The organism is Bacteroidota bacterium (genome assembly GCA_018692315.1).
Lineage (GTDB): Bacteria > Bacteroidota > Bacteroidia > Bacteroidales > JABHKC01 > JABHKC01.
The window spans coordinates 8,665-31,120 of the sequence record JABHKC010000035.1 but is presented as its reverse complement, the minus strand read 5'-3'; the positions used below and the strand labels follow the sequence as shown (position 1 = coordinate 31,120).

At 34.8% G+C, this 22,456-nt stretch carries 1 protein-coding gene (cut by a window edge); it reads right to left on the bottom strand.

Annotated elements, in window-relative coordinates; genetic code table 11:
• Window positions 1-22,456 carry part of the coding region annotated (locus HN894_03125; protein MBT7142304.1) for a hypothetical protein on the bottom strand (this coding region is incomplete at its 3' end). 13,120 nt of the annotated region lie to the left of the window's left edge, so 22,456 of the 35,576 annotated nt are shown.

The following is a 22,456-nucleotide window of genomic DNA, read 5'->3' as shown; positions in this document are numbered from 1 at the left end:
CATAGTCAGGATTTAATCCGCCAATTGTATAAGTACCTGCAAGCGATGTAGTTGAAAACTCCTTAGCTCCAATGTCAGGATTTGAAGCATCTCTCACAACATTATCTATATCGTCAGCTATAGCTGCAATTGGAATTGCCTGTCCGTCGCACTTAAACGATTGAGGTGTCAATGTAGAATCGGAAACAAATAATGGATCGGCCGAAATTGAATTTTCATCTTTTCCGCTTGCCGATTGCCATAGTGCCAAATTGGTTTTGTATGAATTGTACCAATATCCCAGATACGTGCCATTTGTATATAGGTCATTGTAATCGCTTACCGAAATATTACTTGTACTGCTTGTGTAAATTGCATAACCTCCGGAGCTCTCTTTAGTATTTGCAAAAATATTGTTTTGCAAATCGATATTACTTCCTGAACTAATGAATACTGCTCTTCCTCCACTACTACTTCCATCGGTAACATTTATCGAGTTAAAATAAACTTTTGTATGATCCAAGGAATTTAAAGACAATCCATAACTATTTGAGCTTGCTTTGTGGCATGATACAGAATTGTTTGTAAGATAAACTTCTTCGCCTGAAGTTCCATCGCAATGGGTTAAGTTTATACCGTAGTTTGAAGATGTAGAATTTACCTGTACTTTGTTTTTAGAGAAAATACTTCCATGTTTGCAATATGTAGCATATATTCCATACTGAGTACTGTATCCCCCATTAGATTTGGCATAAATCTGATTAGAATTAACAACAATTGAATCGAACGAATAGGTATATAAACCCATATAGTGAAAATCCTGAATACTATTGTATAAAATTTCACAGCCTGTTTCAAGATCAGATGTACTTTTTCCATATAGATATAATCCGTATGAGCCATTAACAATGAAGTTATTGTTTATAACTATATTATTGTTGGCTGTTCCGCTTGCCGAATAAATAACTGCAAGATTATCACCGGTAGATGTTGTACTAATTCCGTTTAAAAAGTTTCCTTCAATAGTAATATTATGACTTTCATCTTTTAAATCGAAAATTCTACCATATGAACTTCCTGTTGCCACGAAAGTAATATCGCGGAATGTAACATAATCGGCATCGTCGAACTGAACAATATAATTGTTTGAACTGGTTGGTTCGAATGTAATATTAACATTTGCATTAATATCGGGTTGGAAAATAACATTGAAGTTGGCCGAATTGTAGATTCTTCCAATAGAAACCTGCTCGTTGAAGGTTCCATCTCTCAGAAAGAAATTTACATCTCCTTCAACAGGTCTGGTATTCAAATCGTGGACTGCTTCAGCAATTGTTGCATAGTCAGGATTAGTTCCTCCAATAGTATAATCGCCTGACATAGGTGTAATATAAAACTCGTCTGCACCAATATCAGGATTTGTGGAATGCCTGATTTCGCCATCAATATCCTCTGAAATTCCGGCTATTGGGATTGCCTGCCCATTGCAAAAATAAGTACCTGAATGAAGGTCGGTATCGGAAACAAACACAGGATCTTCGGAAACCGAATTTGCATCTTTACTGCTTGCCGATTGCCATTGTGCCATATTAGATCTGTTACCACTCCAATATCCAAGATAGCTTCCTTCTGAATATAAATTGTTATAATCGCTATTGGCGATGGAAGATGAACTCTGCGTATAAATTGCATAACCACCCGAAGTTTTTGTATTTGCGAAAATATTGTTTAGCAATTCGAAATAACTACTGTAATATACATACAAAGCCCTTCCATTTGAAGAATTTCCGTCAGTAACATTCACAGAATTATGATAGAATTTAAAATAGCTGCCATAATATGTATAAACTCCATAACTGTTTGTACTGGAACTATGACAAGAAATGAAATTATTTATTAGCAGATTTTCGTTTCCTGAGCTACCATCGCAATAATAAAAATACATTCCATAATTTGAAGAACTTGCATACACTCTAATCTTGTTTTTCGAAAATGAACTTCCATTGTCGTTATAGTAAGCACAAATACCATATTGAGTGCTATTGCCTCCTGTCGTTTTTGCATAAATTTCGTTTGAGCTAACTTGAATTGAATCAAAATAATGCAATCGTATTCCATAACAATGGAAGTCATGAATTGCATTATTGCTTATCACAACATTTTGTTCAAGAACTGTTTCACTTGTTCCATTTATATAAATACCATAAGAACCATTGTTGATAGTATTATTGGTAATTGTCGTATTATTGTTATCAGTTCCTGAATAGGAATAAATGACCGCAGAATTAGAACTTGTTGTAACGACTGACAAACCATTTATTATGTTACTATCAATAGTAATATGCTGGCTTCCGTCAAGGAAATCAAATACCCGGCCATATGAAGAACCTGTAGCAGTAAAAGTTAAGTTACGGAAAGTAACATAATCGGCATCGTCGAACTGCACAATATAGTTTGCCGAGCTTGTAGGTGCAAAAGTTATTGCAACCGAATCGGAGTTTTCAGGCTCGAAAGTAACCGAAAATTCAGGTGTTACACCATATACTTGTTCTATCGAAACCTGCTCGTGGTATGTTCCTTCTCGCATTTTGAAATAAACATCACCTGATACTGATTTAATTCGTAAATCATCAACAGCATCGCTTAAAGTTGCATAATCGGGGCTTGCACCGCCAATTGTGTAGGTGCCGGCAAGAGGTGTTTTGTAGAATTCGTCAGCTCCAATATCCGGATTACTTGCATCTCTCTGTTCTCCATCAATATCGTCTAATAATCCAACAATTGGCATTGCTTGCCCATCACAAACATTTGCATTTGCATGCAAATTAGTATCTGCTGTAAATAGAGGATCTCCTGAAACCGAGTTTGCATCTTTGCTACTTGCTGACTGCCATTGCGATAGGTCTGTCCTATTTCCTGACCAATAACCGAGGTTTGAACCTTCGGCGAAAAGGTCGTTGTGGTCGCTCGTTACAATGTTTGATGTACTGTTTGTATAAATAGAATATCCTCCAGATGTTTTTGTGTTTGCAAAAATGTTGTTTTGTAATGTGATATTACTTCCGTTGTAATTATATATTGCCGAACTTGAAGTATTACCATCAGTAATGTTTACATTGTTGTGATATAGGTTCAAATAGCTACAAGTGTTAATATAAACTCCGTAGCTTGTTGAAGTGGAATTATGAGTTGAAATAAAATTGTTTACAAATTGATTTTCATTTCCGATAGTTCCATCACAATAATATAGATAAACTCCATAGTTTGAGCCTGTTGCATTTACACGAATTATATTTTTCGAGAACATACTACCATTGTCGCAATATACGGAATATATACCATATTGAGTACCATATCCTCCTAATGATTTTGAGCTTATTGAATTTGAATAAACTTGTACAGAATCGAAATAATAGAGACAAATTCCCTCGTAATGAAAATCCTGAATTGTATTATAGCTAATCTCATTTTCAGCATCAAGATTTGACGTGCTTGTTCCATAGGAATAAATTCCATATGAACCATCGTTTATTGTATTGTTAGTAATGGTAAAACCATCATTGGCAGTTCCGGAGGCAGAATAAATTACCGCCAAATTTGCATTTGTTGATGTGGTTGAAATACCATTAAGAGTATTTCCATCTAAGGTAATATAATGGCTTTCGTTTTTTAAATCGAAAACTTTTCCATAAGATGCACCTGTTGCAGTAAATGTAAGATTACGGAATGTTACATAGTCGGCATCGTCGAACTGAACAATATAGTTGTTGCTACTTGTTGGCTCAAAAGTGATTGTTACAGAAGCTGTATCATCGGGTTGAAAAGTAACTCTATTTGTTGCAGAAACGCCATAAATAGTGCTTATTGAAATTTGTTCGCTGTAAGTACCTGTTCTAATATTGAAAATAACTTGTCCTATCACAGGTCTGGTATTTAAATCGGAAACAGCCGCTGCAATTGTGCTATAATCCGGATTAAGTCCACCAATTGTATAAACTCCTGCCATTGGCGGAATATAGAACTCATCGGCTCCAATATCAGGATTGCTATTGTTTCTTTGTTCATTATCAATATCTTCTGTAATTCCAAGACTTGAGTTTGCTTGTCCGTCGCAATGAATTGAGAAGGCGTGTAAATCAGTATCAGAAGTAAAGATAGGATCGGCAGAAACCGAGTTGGCATCTTTGCCGCTTCCTGATTGCCAGTTAGTTAAATTTGTGCGATTTCCAGACCAGTAGCCAAGATTTGAACCTTCGGTGTAAAGATTATTATAGTTGCTCTCAGTAATTCCGGAAGTATTGTAACTATAAATTGCATATCCGCCGGATGTTTTTGTATTTGCAAAGATGTTGTTTTTCAGAGTAACATTACTACCGGAATAGCTATAAAATGCTGCACTGGAACTATTACCATCACTAATGTTTACACTATTGTGATAAACTTTCAGATAGTCGCAGTAATATTGATAAATACCATAAGTGGTTGAAGTTGAGTTATGTGTTGAAACAAAGTTATTTATCAATAGATTTTCGGTTCCTGCAGTTGCATCACTATGAGATAAGTATATTCCATAATTTACACTTGATGCATTAACTCGAATTTCATTTTTCTCAAACAGGCTTTGATTGCTGCAATATCCTGGAACAAATCCAAATTGTGTACTATGGCCTCCGGAAGACTTTGCAAATATAGTATTTGAAATTACCCGCACAGAATCAAAATATTGTATATATATTCCCCTATAATGGAAATCCTGGATTGTATTATTACTAATATTGCATGCCTCTTCAGGATCAGAACTATTTGCTCCATATAAAAACAAACTAGTTGAACCATTATTAATGTCATTATTTTCAATTGAAACAAAATTATTTTCTGTTCCAGTATATGAATATATCACAGCAAGATTTTCACTGATTGATGTGGTAACAATTCCATTTATTGTATTTCCCTCAATGCTTATATTATGGCTGCCATCAAGAAAATCAAAAACTCTACCATAAGAAGAACCTGTTGCTGTAAACGTAATGTTTTTGAAGGTTACATGATCTGCATCGTCGAACTGAACTATATAGTTGTCGCTGCTTGTTGGAGCATAAGTAACAGTTACATCCGATGATGTATCCGGCTCGAATGTTACGGTATTAATTTCGGAAACACCATAAATAGTTTTTATTGAAAACTGTTCGTTATACAAACCATCCCTCACTTTAAAAATAACTGCTTCTTCTACCGGACGTGTATTCAAATCGTAAACTGCTTCGCTAAATGTCGCATAATCCGGACTTACGCCTCCTATGTAATATGTACCTGCCAGCGGCGATAATGAGAACTCATCGGCACCAATATCAGGATTGCTCGGGTCTCTCTGTTCATCATCAATATCTTCGCTGATCCCTGCTATCGGGTTTGCCTGCCCGTCTATGTGAATTGAGGCAGCATGCAAATTGGTATCAGAGACAAAGTATGGATCAACCGAAATAGAGTTGGCATCTTTTCCGCTATACGATTGCCAGCTTGATAAGGTGGTACGATTTGAACCATTCCAGTATCCAATATATGAACCTTTGGTGTAAAGATCGTTATAATCACTTTCGGTAATTCCAGTGCTGGAAGTATTATAAATTGTATATCCGCCGGAAGTTTTTGTATTGGCAAAAATATTGTTTTGCAAGGAGATATTTCCTCCGTAGTAGTTATATAAAACTTTACTCGAAGTGTTACCATCCGTAACGTTTACACTGTTATGATAGATGTTCAAATAGTTATTCTGGGTCGAATAAATTCCGTTGGAATTGGAAGTACAGTTATGAGTAGAGATGAAATTATTAACTATACAGTTTTCTTTTCCTGATGTCCCGTCACAATAGTACAGATATATACCAAAATTTGCAGACGTACCATTTACCCTGATATTGTTTTTATAAAACTCACTTCCATTATCGCAATAAGCAGCATAAATGCCATACTGATTTGCATGTCCTCCAGTCGATTTTGCATAAATTTCGTTTGATGAAACAATTACGGAATCGAAGTAATACAGATATATTCCATAATGAGAAAAATCTTGAATAATATTATTTGTAATTACATTTTCAGTGTTAAGATTTGAAGCGCTAATTCCTCTTAAATACATTCCATACGATCCATAATTAATTTCATTATTAGTAATTGTAATATTATCATTTTCAGTACCTGAGGTTGCATGAATTACTACTAAATTATCTGCCGATAAGTTTGTTGAAATACCATTAATAGTATTATTATCAAGAGTAATATAATGGCTTCCATCTTTAAAATCGAAAACCCTTCCGTAAGTGGTTCCTGTAGCCGTAAATGTTAAATTCTTAAATGTAACATAATCGGCATCGTCGAACTGAACTATATAGTTGTCAGTGCTTGTTGGTGCGTATGTGATAACAACCTGATGTCCGGTATCGGGCTGGAATGTAACGGAATAAGTTGGTGATGTAGCATAAATAGTTTCTATCGAAACCTGCTCGTTGTAGGTTCCGGTACGTATATTAAATGTAACATTATCTGTTACAGGCCTTACTCTTAAGTCGTTCACAGCAAGTGCGATTGTTGCATAGTCCGGATTTGTGCCACCAATAGTATAAACTCCGGCGAGCGGTGTAATATAAAACTCATCGGCACCAATATCAGGATTTGTTGCGTCTCTTGATTCTCCATCAATATCATAGGTGATTCCTACAATTGGATTTGCCTGGCCATCGCAGCCTACTGCATTTGCATGCAGGTCGGTAGCAGAGGTAAAGAACGGATCTACAGAAACCGAGTTTGCATCTTTCGAGCTGGCTGATTGCCATTGTGCCAATGTAGAACGATTTCCCGACCAATAGCCAAGATATGTGCCTTCGGTATATAAATCGTTATAATCGCTAAGAATTATACCTGTAGTGTTATAATTATAAATTGCATATCCGCCCGAAGTTTTCGTATTGGCGAAAATGTTGTTTTGCAATGAGACATTACTACCGGTATAATTATAAAATGCAGTACTTGAAGTATTGCCATCTGTAATATTTACAGAATTATGATAAATATTCAAAAAATTACCATTGTAGGTATAAATTCCATATGTAGTTGAGGTGGAATTATAAGTAGAGACAAAATTGTTAATAAACTGATTTTCGTTTCCTGAACTACCATCACAGTAATATAAATACATTCCATAATTTACAGATGTAGCATTTACTCTGATTTTGTTTTTAGCTATTAAACTTGAGTTATCAATATATGCAGCATAAATACCATATTGTGTGCTATATCCACCACTTGATTTTGCATAAATCTCATTTGAACTTAATTGGAGCGAATCGAAATAATACAGAAACATTCCATAATAATGGAAATCCTGAATTGTATTATTGCTGATTATATTAGCCTGTTCAAGATTTGATGTGCTCATACCATAAAAATACATTCCGTACGAGCCATTATTTATTTCATTATTTGAAATTGTGATATGGTCGTTTTCGGTTGAAGAAGCGGAATATATTGTCGATAAATTTGTACTTATTGATGTTGTACTAATTCCATTTATAATACTGCTGTCTATTGTTATATAGTGGCTTTCACCTTTAAAATCGAAAACTCTTCCGTATGATGTTCCGGTAGCCGTAAATGTCATATTTTGGAATGTAACATAATCGGCACCATCGAACTGAACTATATAGTTATCAGTGCTTGTTGGTGTGTAAGTCATTTCTACTGAATCGGTATTTTCAGGCCTGAAAACAACATAATTACTCACCGAACTACCAGGAATATCTTCAATAGAAACCTGTTCGATATAAGTTCCTTCTCTAATTTCAAATATTACCGAATCGGATATTCCAAAACGTACGATATCATCTACCGCAGAGAGTATTGAGGTAAAATCAGGATTTGTTCCTCCAATAGTATATAATCCTGCCATAGTCAGATCTACATAATCAAACTCATCGGCACCCATATCAGGATAAGTTGCATCACGGGCGTCGCCATCAATATCATCAGTAATTTCAACCATTGGTGTTGCAGCACTATCAACTACAGAAGATCTTGCATGCAAATCGGTATCAGAAACATAAAACGGATCGGTTGAAACTGAGTTTGCATCTTTTCCGCTATATGATTGCCAATTAGCCAAAGTTGTACGGTTACCTGACCAATATCCAAGATTTGAGCCTTCGGTATATAAATCGTTATAATCGCTTGCAACAATATTCGATGTGCTGTTTGTATAAATAGCATAACCACCTGAGGTTTTGGTATTTGCAAAAATGTTGTTTTGTAGTTCTATGTTACTGCCGGAATTGAGATTTAATGCATATCCATTTGAACTACTGCCATCTGTAACATTTACAGAATTATGATATAAGTTCAAATAATTGCTGGACGTGGTATAAATTCCATAACTATTTGTGCCAGAACCATGGCATGATATAAAATTATTAGCAATTAGATTCTCATTTCCGGAAGTTCCGTCGGATGCGCTTAAATATAATCCATAGTTTGTCGAGCTGGCATATACCCTGATTTTATTTTTTGAGAAAGAGCTAGAATTATCGCAACTGATTGCCTGAATTCCAAATTGCGTACTATTTCCGGCACTACCTTTTGCATACACAATATTTGAAGAAATATTAATTGTATCCTGATAAAACAAGATCATTCCATTTTGATGAAAATCTTGTAAAGTATTATTAGTAATTACATTTCCTGTTTCATGATTTGAAGTACTTGTTCCACTTAGATAAATTCCAAATGAACCGTAATTGAAATTATTATTTGTAATCGAAATGTTATTGTTCGCAGTTCCACTTGCTGAATAAATTACTGCCACATTCGCACTTGTTGATGTTGTTGATATTCCATTTACATTATTACTGTCGAGTGTAATATTGTGGCTGCCATCTTTAAAATCAAATGCACGACCATAAGAAGTTCCTGTTGCAGTGAAAGTCATATTCTTAAAAGTAACATAATCGGCATCGTCAAACTGAACTACATAATTGTCTGAGCTTGTTGGCTCGTATGTTATTGTTACGTCTGCTCCTGTTTCTGCTTGGAAAGTTACGGTGTTCGATTCCGAAGCACCCCAGACTCTTTCTATCGAAACTTGCTCGTTGTAGGTTCCTGTGCGAATATTAAAATTAATATGTCCATCTATTGGTGTGATTCTTAAATCGTTTACTGCTGCTGTGAGAGTAGCATAATCGGGGTTTGTTCCACCAATTGTGTAAATTCCTGAAAGTGGTGTAATATAGTATTCGTCTGCACCCATATCCGGAGTTGAGGCATCGCGGGCATCGCCATCAATGTCTGTAGTGATTCCTGCAATTGGTGTTGCCGTATTGTTACATGCTACTGCATTGGCATGAAGATTTGTATCTGATTCGAAGAAAGGATCTACTGAAACTGAATTTGCATCTTTCGAGCTTGCTGTTTGCCATTGTGCCAGAGTTGATTTATTAGAATTATACCAATATCCAAGATATGAGCCTTCGGCATATAGATCGTTATAGTCGCTGGCTGTAATATTTGAAGTACTGTTTGTATAAATTGCATAACCTCCCGATGTTTTGGTGTTTGCAAAAATGTTGTTCTGCAAAGTGATATTACTTCCACTGATAGCGCAGAATGCTCTTCCACTTGATGAACTACCATCGGTAACATTTATCGAATTGTGATAAAAATCATTATAACTATTTGAATTTGAATAAATTCCATAGCTTATTGAACTTGAATTATGGCAGGAGATAAAATTATTGATTACCTGGTTCTTTTCTGCTGATGTTCCGTTACAAGCATTGAGAGAGAAACCATAGTTTTCAGAACTGGCATTTACCCTGATTCTGTTTTTTGTAAACTCACTTCCATTTTTGCATGAATGTGCATAAACTCCATATTGTATGCTGTTTCCACCTGTTGTTTTTGCATATATCTCGTTAGAGTTTAATTGGAGTGAATCGAAAAGGTGGATGTAGATTCCATAATTGTGGAAATCATGTATCGTATTATTGCTAATTACACATGCCTCTTCAAAATCTGATGTACTCTTACCATACAGGTACATCCCGTACGAACCATTATTTATTTCATTATTTGAAATTGTTATATGGTCGTTTTCTGTAGATGAAGCTGAGTGAATTACTGCTAAGTTGAGACCTGTTGCTGTTGTAACAATACCATTAACAACATTACTATCAAGTGTAATATAATGGCTGTTGTCAAGAAAATCGAAAACTCTACCATAAGAAGTTCCTGTTGCAGTGAAAGTCATATTCTTAAAAGTAACATGATCGGCATCGTCGAACTGAACGATGTAATTATCTGTACTTGTTGGTTCGTAAGTTATTGTTACCGAATCGGTATTTTCGGGCTGGAAAGTTACGGTATTAGAATCGCTTGCTCCCCAAATTCTACTTATTGAAACTTGTTCATTATAAACACCATCGCGAATATTAAAATATACATGGCCTTCGATTGGTTTAATTCTTAAATCGTTTACGGCAAGTGCAATAGTTGCATAATCAGGATTTGTGCCACCAACGGTATAAATTCCTGAAAGTGGTGTAATATAATATTCATCAGCCCCCATATCAGGAGTTGAGGCATCTCTGGCTTCTCCGTCAATGTCTTCAGTAATTTCGGCAATAGGAGTTGCAGTATTGTTGCAAGCTATTGCATTTGCATGCAGATTTGTATCCGATTCAAAGTATGGATCCACTGAAACTGAGTTGGCATCCATACTGCTTGCTGATTGCCATGCAGTTAAATCTGTTTTATTCGAAGTGCCCCATTTCCCAAGATAAGAGCCTTCATTATAAAGGTCGTTATAGTCGCATACAGAAATGTTTGTAGTAGAATTTGTATAAATAGCATAGCCTCCACCGGAAGATTTGGTATTTGTCAAAATATTGTTTTGAACATCGAAGTTGCTTCCATTAGCTACATATAATGCAGAGCTGAATGTACTTCCATCTGTTACATTTACCGAATTATGATATATTTTAAAATGAGTACTTGAAGTAGGATGAATTCCATAAACCGTAGAAGTTGCATTTTTTGTTACAACAAAATTGTTAGCAACCAAAATTTCGTCGCCCGTAATACCATCGCAAGCGTGAAAATACATGCCATAGTTACTCGAACTTCCATTTACCTGGATTTTATTCCTAGAAATTATAGACGAATTATCACAGCCCGAGCAATATATACCATATTGTGTTGAGTATCCGCCATTTGATTTTGAATACATTTCATTCAAACAAATATTAACTGAATCAAGATATACAATTCTAATCCCATATGCTGAAAAATCATATATCTGATTGTTGTAAATTCTGATTGAGACATCAGGTATAGTAGTATGATATCCTTGAAAGTTTATTCCAATTGAACCATTAATAATTTCGTTATTAAGGATATTTATATTGTTATTTCTAGTTTGATCTCCGGAATATACTACTGCACACCAATCACTAGGAAGAGAGGTAGAAAGACCAATTATAGTGTCATTTTCAATGGTAATATTATTGCTACCATCAAGGAAATCGAAAACTCGTCCGAAAGTTGTCCCCGTTGCACAGAAAGTCATATTTTTAAATATTACATAATCTGCATCATCAAACTGGACAATATAATTGTCTGTGCTTGTTGGTTCGTAAGTCATCGTAACCGAAGTTCCAGATTCAGGTTGGAATGTTACAGTGTTCGTTTCGTTTACTCCCCAAATTCGTTTTATTGAAACTTGTTCGTTGTAAACGCCATCACGAATATTAAAATATAGATGCCCATTTACATGTTTAATTCTTAAGTCATTTACAGCTGAAGCAATTGTTGCATAGTCGGGATTTGCACCACCGATTGTATAAACTCCTGAAAGTGTAGTTTTGTAATATTCGTCTGCACCTATATCAGGAGTTAAGGTATCTCGGGTTTCTCCATCAATATCATCAGTTATTCCTGAAATTGGAGTTGCAGTGTTGTTACAACCTGCGGAATTTGCATGCAGATTAGTATCCGATTCGAAAAACGGATCGATTGAAACTGAGTTGACATCATTACCTGTATTTCTTTGCCAATCAAATAATGATATGTGATTTGAGCTATTCCAGTATCCAATATTTGTACCTTCAGTAAATAAATTGTTATAATTACTTACCGATATGTTTGGATAACTAGATGTATAAATGGCGTAACCTTCTGAAGTATTTGCAAAAATATTATTCAAAAGTTCAATATTGCTACCTCCGTTTAAATACATTGCTCTCCCACCATAAGACGTTCCATCAGTAACATTAATAGAATTGTGGTAACAATTCAGATAATTACTATTGAAAGAATATATTCCATAGCTGAATGATGTTGAATTGTGACATGATATGAAATTGTTAGCAACTAAAAATCTATCACTTAATGTTCCGTCGCAGTAGTTTAGATATATACCTGTGTTTGTTGAAGTGGCATTTACTCTGATTTTATTTTTTAAAATATTACTGTTATTATCGCAATTAAATGCAGAAATTCCAGATTGTTCAGAATTTCCTCCACTTGTTTTTGCATATATCTCGTTTGATCTTACCTGGACTGAGTCAAAATAAGATAGATGTATTCCACAACAATGGAAATCCTGAATTGTATTATTGCTAATTAAATAAAACTCTTTAAGATTTGATGTAGTGCCATTAAAGGACATTCCGGACGAACCATTGTTTATTTCATTGTTTGTTATTGTTATATGGTCGTTTTCGGCTGATGGAGCAGAATGTAATACTACTAATTTTGAATCTGTTGATGATGTAACAATACCATTAATAATATTACTATCAAGAGTGATATAATTGCATCCTTCTTCGAAATCAAAAACATAACCGTAGCTTGTTCCTGTAGCAGTAAAGGTTAAATTTTTAAATGTAACATATTCTGCCCCATCAAACTGAACAACATAATTGAATATCATAGTAGGTTCAAAAGTAATTGTTACATCGGCTCCGTCTTCTGCCTGAAATACAACAGTATCAGTAGCAGAAGCGCCTGGAATATTGCGGATTATAAATTGTCCGTAATAGGTTCCTGTACGGATATTAAATGTTACAGATGCCGACATTCCATATTTGTACAAGTCATTGGCTGCTTGTTTTACAGTTAGAAAGTCGGGATTTGTTCCTCCAATAGTATAAACTCCTGCAAAAGAAAAATTGAGATAATCGAACTCATCTGCTCCAATATCGGGATATGTGGAATTTCTACTATCTCCATCAATATCTTCTGTATATGCAGAAATGAATATTGCAGCACTGTCAATATCGTTAGCTCTTGCATGCAAGTCGGTATCGCTAACATATAATGGATCTACAGAAACTGAGTTTGCATCTTTTCCGCTCGCAGATCGAAAATTAGCTAAAGTTGATTTGCTACCTGACCAATATCCAAGATAAGTACCTTCAGTATATAAACAATTATAATCGCTTTCGCTAATACCGGAAGTATTATAGTTACCAATTGCATAACCTCCTGAAATTTGCGTATTAGCGAAAATATTATTCTTCAATACAATATATGAACCTGTATAATTATAAAACGCATAACTTGAAGAATTACCATCTGTAATATTTACAGAGTTGTGATAAAAATTGGTGTAAATATTTGTATATGAATAAATTCCGTAAGATGTGCCGGTGGAATAATGTGTTGAAACAAAATTATTAACTATATGATTTTCATCTCCTGATGTCCCATCACAGTTATATATGTACATTCCATAATTTGTTGTACTAGCATATACTCTGATATTGTTTTTAGAAAACTCACTTCCATTATCGCAATATCGGGCATAAATTCCATACTGGGTACTATTTCCACCTGTCAATTTAGCCGAAATAAGATTTGAACTTACAACAACTGAATCCAGATTATATAAATACATTCCATAAGAATGGAAATCCTGAATTATATTGTTGCTAATTACACAAGCCTGTTCAAGATTTGAAGTACTAGTTCCAAATAAGTATAATCCATATGAACCATTGTTGATTTCATTATTAGAAATTGTAATATGGTTATTCTCGGTTGAAGAAGCCAAATAAATAACAGCCAAATTCGTACTTGTATATGTTGCACTAATACCATTAATAATATTACTATCAAGAGTAATATTATGACTTCCGTCAAGAAAATCAAAAACTCTACCGTTGTATGTTCCCGTAGCCGTGAATGTCATATTTTTGAAAATAAGATAATCGGCATCGTCGAACTGAACAACATAGTTTGCTGAGCTTGTTGGTTCGTAAGTTATTGTAACATCTGCTCCACTTTCTGGCTGGAAAGTTACGGTGTTTGCCTCGCTGGCACCCCAGACTCTTTCTACCGAGACTTGCTCGTTGTAGTTTCCGGTGCGAATGTTAAAATAAACATGTCCGTCGATTGGTGTTATTCTTAAATCGTTTACTGCTGCAGCTATTGTTGCATAGTCGGGATTTGTTCCACCAATGGTATAAGTTCCGGCAAGTGGTGTTATGTAATATTCATCAGCCCCCATATCTGGAGTTGAAGCATCTCTTGCTTCTCCGTCAATATCTTCTGTAATTCCTGAAATAGGTATTGCTGTGTTGTTGCAAGCTACTGCGTTGGCATGTAGATTTGTATCCGATTCGAAAAAAGGATCTACCGAAACTGAGTTTGCATCTTTGTTACTTGTCGATTGCCATGCTGATAAATCTGTCCTATTACCTGTCCAATAATATCCAAGATATGTGCCTTCTGTATATAGATTGTTGTAGTCGCTGGCTATTATATTCGAACCACCGTTTGTATAAATAGCATAACCACCCGAAGTTTTGGTGTTTGCAAAAATGTTGTTTTGCAAAGTGATGTTATTTCCACTATTTGCGTAGAATGCATTTCCATACGATGAATTACCATCAGTAATATTTACCGAGTTGTAATAGAAATTAATGTAAGTGTTGCTATTAGAATAAATTCCATAACTGTATGTGGATGAATTGTGACATGAAATGAAATTATTGATTATATGGTTTCTATCATAGGCTGGTCCGTCGCAATATTTGAGATACAAACCATAATTACTATTAGTAGCATTTACCCTGATTATATTTTTTGTAAACTCACTTCCATTATCACAATTTGCTGCATAAACACCATATTGCGTATCATTTCCTCCGGTCGTTTTTGCATAAATCTCATTTGAGCTTAATTGTAGCGACTCGAAATATTGGATATACATTCCATGAAAATGGAAATCCTGTATCGTATTATTGCTGATTACACAAGCCTCTTCAAGATTTGCTGCGTTCATACCATACAGGTACATTCCGTATGATCCATAATAAATTTCATTATTTGTAATTGTTATATGGTCGTTTTCAGTATTTACACTAGAATATAATGTAGCGAAATTAGTATTTGTCGAACTTATGTAAATTCCATTAATAATATTACTATCGAGGGTAATATAATTGCTACCATCTTTGAAATCAAAAACATGTCCATAATCTGTTCCTGTAGCCGTAAATGTCATATTTTTAAAAGTAACATAGTCTGCATCATGGAACTGAACCACATAGTTGTCTGTACTTGTTGGTTCGTATGTCATTGTAACCGAGGCTCCAGTTTCGGGCTGGAAAGTTACTGTGTTTGTAGCCGAAACTCCATAAATTGTCTCAATGGAAACTTGTTCGTTGTAGGTTCCTGTTCGGATATTAAATATAACATTGCCAGAAATAGGTTTTATTCTTAGTTCGTTTACTGCATCGGCAATTGATGTGAAATCAGGATTTGTTCCTCCAATTGTATAAGTACCCGCCAATGATGTTAGTTCAAACTCATCAGCTCCAATCTCAGGTGTCAAAGCTTCACGTAGTTCACCATCGATATCATCGGTTACCGAGGCTATTGGATTTGCTGTGCCGTAGCATTGCAATGCATTTGTGTGCAAATCGGTATCCGATGTAAACATTGGGTCAATGGAAATTGAATTTGCATCTTTAGAACTGACTGATTGCCATGCAGATAAGTCAGTGCAATTAGTATTATACCATTTTCCAAGATTAGTACCTTCGCTATATAAATCATTATAATCACTTAGGGTAATATTTGTAGTGCTATATGTATAAATTGCATATCCTCCACCTGAAGATTTGGTATTGGCAAAAATATTGTTTTGTATTTCTATATTGCTACCATTAGGAGCATACATAGCAGAGCTATAAGGAGAAATTCCATCTGTAATATTTACAGAGTTATAATAGATATTTAGCCAAGTACATGATGAAATATTAATACCGTAGCTTGTATTACTCGAATTATGGCAGGAAATAAGATTATTTACAATTTGATTTTCATTTCCTGAAGTTCCATCACAATTATTCAGAGATATTCCATAATTCGAAGCTGTAGCATTTACTCTGATTTTGTTTTTAGAAAATATACTTGAATTATCTGTATAAGATACATTAAGTCCGTATTGTGAACTATTTCCTCCACTAGATTTTGCATAAATATTATTTGAATTTACATTGATTGAATCCTGACAATATAGATATATGCCAGAATAGTTAAAATCAATAAATTCATTATTACTAACTAAATTTCCTGTTTCAAAATCTGATGTACCAATTCCAGCGAAATATAATCCATATGACCCATTATTAATCTTATTATTTGTAATTGAAACATGATTGTTTTCTGTTCCTGAATTAGAATAAATCACAGCAAGAAAATGTGCAAAGGAGCTTGTATAAATTCCATTTATCGTATCGCCATCAATAGTAATATAATGGCTACCATCTAAGAAATCGAAAACTCTACCATAGTCTGTTCCTGTTGCAGTAAATGTCATATTTTTAAAGGTAACATAGTCGGCATCGTCAAACTGAACAATGTAGTTGTCTGAGCTTGTTGGTTCGTAAGTCATAGTAACCGAAGCTCCTGTTACAGGTTGGAAAGTTACAGTATTTGATTCGCTTGCTCCATAAATTCTTTCAATCGATACCTGCTCATTATATACACCGTCGCGAATATTAAAGTAAATATGACCATCAATTGGTGTAATTCTTAAATCGTTTACTGCTGCAGCTATTGTTGCATAGTCGGGATTTATGCCACCAATGGTGTAAGTTCCGGCAAGTGGTGTTATGTAATATTCGTCTGCCCCCATATCAGGAGTTGAGGCATCGCGGGCTTCTCCGTCAATGTCTGTGGTGATTCCGGCAATAGGAGTTGCTGTATTATTACAAGCAACAGCGTTTGCATGCAAATTAGTATCCGATTCGAAGAATGGATCGACTGAAACGGAGTTAGCATCTACACTGTATGATTGCCATTGTGCTAATGTTGTACGGTTGCCTCCCAAATAGCCAAGATTTGTACCTTCGGTAAATAAACAATTATAATCGCTATGGATACTGGAAGTATTATAATAGTAAATTGCATATCCACCGGAAGTTTTTGTATTTGCAAAAATATTATTTCTCAAAAAAATACTTGAACTCGTTTCATTATAAAATGCACTACTTGAAGTATTACCATCTGTAATGTTTACACTGTTGTGATAAATATTTGTATATTTATTATTCCCCAAAAAAATTCCTTTTGTTGTTGATGTAGAATTTTGTGTTGAAATAAAATTGTTCGAAACAAGATTTTCATTTCCCGATGTACCCTCGCAGTAGTGGAAATACATTCCATAATTGATTGAACTCGCTTTCATGATAATAACGTTATTACTATAATCGCAATTGTTATCGCAATAGCTAGCAGAAATTCCATATTGTGTGGAATATCCACCGCTATATTTAGAAATTATTGTGTTAGATAAAACTGAAATAGAGTCTTGAGAAATTAGAATCATTCCATAAAAATGAAAATCCTGAATGGTATTATTGAAAATAACATTTCCTTCTTCAAGATTTGATAGACTTTCACCTTCCAGATATATTCCATTCGAACCATTATTTATTTCATTGTTTGAAATTGTAATATGGTTGTTTTCACTTGAATTAGCAGAACTTAATACTTCGCATCCACTTGTTGATGTTGTACTAATACCGTTGATAATATTACTGTCAAGTGTAATACAGTTACTTCCATCATTAAAAAGGAAAACCCCTCCATAATCTGTTCCGGTAGCTGTAAATGTCATGTTTTTAAAAGTAACATAATCGGCATCGTCGAATTGAACGATGTAATTGTCTGTGCTTGTTGGTTCAAAGGTCATTGTTACACTTGCACCGCTTTCGGGCTGGAAAGTTACTGTGTTCGATTCGTTTGCACCCCAGATTCTTTCAATAGAAACCTGCTCGTAGTAGGTTCCTGTGCGGATATTAAAATAAACATGTCCATCAATAGATGTTATTCCTAAATCGTTTACTGCTGCAGCTATTGTTGCATAGTCGGGATTTGTGCCACCAATGGTGTAAATTCCGGAAAGTGGTGTAATATAGTATTCGTCTGCACCAATGTCAGGTGTCGAAGCATCGCGACTTTCGCCATCTATATCTTCGGTGATTCCGGCAATTGGTGTTGCCGTGTTGTTGCAAGATACTGCGTTGGCATGTAGGTTTGTATCCGATTCGAAAAAAGGATCGGCAGAGACTGAGTTGGCATCTTTTGAGATTGCTGATTGCCATGCAGATAAGTCAGTGCAATAAGTATTATACCATCTTCCAAGAAAAGTACCTTCTGTATATAAATCGTTATAATCGCTATTAGAGAAAGTTGATGTGTTTTCAGTATATATTGCATATCCACCTCCTGTTTTGGTGTTTGCTAAAATGTTGTTTTGCAGCTCAATATTACCGCAAAAGCTTGCTATGAAAGCCTTTCCATCTATATCCCCGTCAGTAATATTTATAGAATTGTAGTAGAATTTTATATAACTGCAATTGCTAGCCCAAATTCCATGACTAGACGAACTTGAATTGTGGCAGGAAACGAAATTATTAATTACCAGATTTTCGTTGCCCAATGTTCCATCAAAACTAGACAAATATATTCCTTGATTATTTGATGTTGAGTTAACACGAATTTTATTTTTTGAAACCAAACTTCTATTATAGCAAAAGCCGGCTTCAATTCCAAATTGTAAGCTATTACCACCAGTCGATTTTGCATAAATCTCATTTGAAGAAAGCAAAAGCGAATCGAAATAATATAAACACATTCCATAATAATGAAAATCCTGAATAATATTATTTTCAATGATATTTGCCAATTCCAAATTTGACATACTACTTCCGTATATGCACATACCGTATGAACCATTGTTAATTTCATTATTCGAAATTGTAATATAGTCATTTTCAGTACCTGACATTGAGTGAACTACAGCCAAATCGTCACTTGTTGAAGTCGTACTAATTCCATTAACAACATTACTATCAAGAGTAATATAATGGCTTCCATCCTCAAAATCGAAAACCCGACCATATGAAGTTCCTGTAGCAGTAAATGTCATATTTTTAAATGTAAGATAATCGGCACCGTCGAACTGAACAATATAATTGTTCGTGTATGTTGGTTCGTAGGTCATCGTAACAGCAACACCTGTTTCGGGCTGAAAAGTTACCGTGTTTGTAGTCGAAGCTCCATAAATTGCTTTTATTGAAACCTGCTCGTTGTAGGTTCCTGTACGGATATTGAAGCTCACAGGACCAGATATAGGTTTTACTTTTAGATCATTTACAGCATCTGAAATTGTTGGATAATCCGGGTTTGTACCACCGATAGTGTATGTACCTCCTGCTAAAGGAACAACTGTAAATTCATCACCTCCAATATCCGGGTTTGTTGCATCCCTGATATCTCCGTCGATATCTAAAGTGATTGAAGCTATTGGTGTAGCTTGACCATCTAAGGCAGGAGAATTTGCATGTAAGTTTGTATCTGCAGCAAATAAAGGATTTGCTGAAACTGAGTTTGCATCCAAACCACTTGCAGTTTGCCAGGCTGATAAATCTGCTACATTAGCATTCCAATAGCCCAGATTTGTTCCTGTCGAGTACAGATCGTTATAATCGCTTATAAACGAATTTGATGAATTGTCGTTATAAAAGGCAAACCCACTATTTGATCCTGATGTGAAAGCAAAGATATTGTTTTTAATATTAGTATTTGATACTTGATTAAGGTAAAATGCTGCGCTTGAAGAGGCATTACCATCAAGAACATTAATTGAATTGTAATAGATATTTGTGTACTTTGCGCTAACTAACATTCCCCAAGTAATATTGGATGCGTTTTGGCAGGATATTGTATTATTCACAACAAAATTTTCGCTTCCGCTTAGACTATTATTCAAGTCCAAACTCATACCAGTGTTCCAATTACTTCCATAGAGCACGATTTCGTTTGACGAAATAATATTCTCTCCATTTGAAGCTTTAAATTCTATACCATACTGGGTTTCGTATCCTCCGGTTTTTTTTGCAATTATTTGATTTCCAGATATGGTCATAGAATCCTGATTGTGAACTTTTATTCCATAATAATTGAAGTCTCGAATAATATTATTTGAAATAATATTGTTGCTGCAATTATTGGCAATATCACCAGGGAAGTCTATTGCATAGGCTCCATAATAGATGTCGTTATTTATGATTCTTATATTGCCATTTGTATGGGGCGGCTGGGCATGTATAATTGTATTGGTAGATGAATTGCCACTAATATTTATGCCATAGATTTCATTACTATCTATTGTAATATAATCCGAACCATCCCTGAAATCAAATATCCCTCCATTTGTAGTTCCAGTTGCTTCAAATGTAATTCCTTTGAATGAAATAAAATCGCATCCATTGAACTTAACAATATAATTATCTGAACTTGTTGGTTCGTAGGTCATTGTTACATCTGCACCTGTTTCCGATTGAAAAACAATTGTATCATTTGAAGATACTCCAGCAATCAAGTCAATTGAAACCTGCTCATTGTAAGTTCCCGTGCGGATGTTAAAACTAACAGTACCTGAAATTCCAAAACTTGTCAAATATGTCACTGCTTCCGAAATTGTTGTGTAATCGGGGCTTGTACCGCCGATGGTATAATTTCCTGCAAGCCTTAAATCGATACCTGTAAATTCATCAGCTCCAATATCAGGGTTTGTAGTACTTCTCTGTTCGCCATCAATATCGGTTGAAACAGATGAGATTGGTGTTCCGGCATTATCTAAATAAATTGATCGTGCATGAAGATTAGTATCGTTTACAAAATATGGATCAACTGACAAAGAATTAGCATCTAAACTGCTTGCTGTTTGCCATGCCGATAAATCTATAACATCAGCATTCCAGTATCCCAGATTTGTTCCTGTTGAGTAAAGGTTATTATAATCGCTTGTGATACTTGTTGAGCCAGAATTGTAAATGGAATAGCCATTATCGCAACCATCAAGTACGAAATTGTTGTTCTTTAAATCAATATCCGTGCAACTACTAAAGTAACAAGCATAGGTATTGGTTGACATTCCATCAGTTATGTTAATTGAATTATAGAATATTTTTACATAACTGCATGAAGATAGAACACAGCCTCTAGCAAGTGAGGTTGAATAATAAGTTGCATTTTTGGTTGAAATAATATTGTTGGAGATTAATATTTCGTTTCCAGAGGTTCCAGAAAAATTGCTTAAAAGCATTCCGGAGTTTCTATTTAAAGCATTCATTTGAATCATGTTATTAACAATCAAACAATTGCTACCACTATAATCAATATATATACCAAATACGGTTGCAAATGTCCTCGAATACAATTCGTTTGAACTAATCACAATTGAATCCAGCCCATTAAATTGATCGGAAATCCATATTCCACCTTGATAAAAGTTATTGATTGTATTATTGGAGATATTAAGTCCTATTACGTCACGGCTAAAGATTCCATAAGATCCATTCAGAATAGTATTATTTCTAATTGCAATATTATAATTTTGTCCATCTAAATAGATAACAGCATGATAAATTCCATCTTGTATATCAACATTTGAAGTTCCGATAATTGAATCATTTTCAAGAGTAATGTTTTCACTACCATTTTGAAAATTGAAAACATAGCTTTTACCTGTGGTGCCTGTACTAATTAATGTCATATCCTTGAAAGTAACATAATCAGCACCATTAAATTTTACAACATAATTATCTTCGAAGCCTGTCGGTTCATATGTCATAATAACTTGTGCACCTGCTTCTGACTGGAAAACCACTGTGTCGTTAGCAGATGCTCCAATAATTGTATCTAAAGAAACTTGCTCGTTGTAGGTTCCTGTTCGGATATTAAAAGTTGTGGTTCCTGAAATCCCGTTTGTGGTCAAATCTGTAACCGCTGCTGAGATAGTTGCATAATCCGGATTTGAGCCACCAATAGTGTAAGTTCCTGAAAGAGATTGAGCATCAAGATTTGCACTAATCGCAAACCAAATTAGAATAATTAATAATGTAGATTTTTTCAT